Here is a 1,603-nt window from a genome sequence, read left to right on the forward strand (position 1 = left end):
CCCTACAGAGTCGACTTATTGAATATCATGAGCATGAACAATACATACGCGACCATTACAACCAATCGTGGCTACGCATACTGACGAACGAAGTGGACACGCCTAAGGAGACAATACTGGGAGGGGACCCCTGTGGGGAGGGCAGCCCAGCAGACGAGGCGATAGCCCAGTGGAGCGAATGCGACAAAGAGGAGCGATAGCGACGTAATCCACAGTGAACTTACAAATGCAGCAGTAATACATTTAACTACATGAATACTACCACACCTAAAGTACAGACATTATAACTCATCCCCCAACAGATCCCCCACTATATTTGTACGTCATGTGTTGTGTAACCCTACTTTGCGATTTAAGGCCTCAAATTTCCCCTACAATCGATTTTTGTATTTGGATGTATACTTGGTGGGGTAAATGGGAAAATGCAGCACAGACGAAATTTGGGGTTAAATTTGGAGAAGGGGTAATGGAGAAGGAGGTGGGGGGTAAAAATTTTTACAAAGCTTAAAATTAGCTTAAATCTGTTTTTTGTTTTTTTAAAAATCGTTGGTTTAAATATTGACAAAGTGGAAAAAGTGTGGTATACTAACATTAGAAATAAGAAAGAATAGGCTAGTTATGAAATGTTAACAGGAAAGTGCAATTATGATAAGTATGAGAAAGGGAGAGGGATCTGTGGTCACCAAAGTGCAATTATGTACTCTATGAGAAAGGAGAGAGATAAGCGCACAAGAGTCACGCAGGAAAGTGCAATTATCCTATTGTGATAAAGGGAGAGAGATAAGCACAAAACATTTTATACAGCAAAGTGCAAAAATGCTATATATGAGAAAGGGAGAGGAATAAGCACAAACAATAATTTAGTTAACTTGGGCATTAGTAGTTAATGGATCAAATGCATGATGATAGAGAGGATAGCACAGATTAGATTCTGCCTCCATGCAGCCAACTAGCTATTGGTAAGAAACAACTTATTAATGCCCTCGCTATAGATATAGTCTCGTCAGACTTTAAATGACAAGGAGAAAATATGAATAGAAAAGAAAGTCAACAAAAGGCCCATTATTGGGAAGGTGAGGTATATAATGCCTTAGACAAAAAAATACCTGACATTAAATGGTGTTGGGTTAATCAGGAGAAGGAACAAATGGGTTCCTATGATATTGTAGGATTTTTACCAGATAGTAAAAACAGTGTTATTACTATTGATGTAAAATGGAAAAATAACGATTATATTGAAGGAGTTACTAATTTCATAGTTGATCTTGATACACTCCATGAAAAACAAAATCATTTCTATATCTTTGTGTATAATAATAGACGAGCATTAGTATTTAGAGCAAGTCAATTATATAAATTTGTTAAGAATACAGTAGCTGATCAAACTATCAACAGTCATTATAGTGGTAAATCAGCTTATATATATAATAGTGAGAATTTTGAGGTTATGTCATATGATTTTTCTGTATTTCAAAAATTATGTGATGCCTTAAAAGATAAATAGGTATTTCCAGAGAGCTGCTACCTCTGAAAGTATATTGTCATATTTACTCCTCATGATTACTTGGTCTCTTGGTGGTTGGTGCACCACATCAAGTAATCA

At 36.2% G+C, this 1,603-nt stretch carries 2 protein-coding genes; both read left to right on the top strand.

Annotated features, from left to right (window positions below):
• A partial coding sequence (locus J6Y29_03755) for a hypothetical protein (protein ID MBP5426989.1) occupies positions 1–200 on the top strand: 200 nt, incomplete at its 5' end.
• Positions 201–1,030: 830 nt separating this feature from the next.
• On the top strand, positions 1,031–1,504 hold the full coding sequence (locus J6Y29_03760; protein ID MBP5426990.1) for a hypothetical protein: 474 nt from the start codon (positions 1,031–1,033) through the stop codon (positions 1,502–1,504).
• Positions 1,505–1,603: the final 99 nt, after the last annotated feature.

It is taken from the genome of Clostridiales bacterium (genome assembly GCA_017961515.1).
Taxonomy (GTDB): Bacteria; Bacillota; Clostridia; order Acetivibrionales; family RGIG10202; genus RGIG10202.

Bases quoted from the DNA above. Each gene is read 5' to 3' on its own strand.
- J6Y29_03760 (MBP5426990.1), top strand. From the start codon at position 1,031: ATGAATAGAAAAGAAAGTCAACAAAAGGCCCATTATTGGGAAGGTGAG.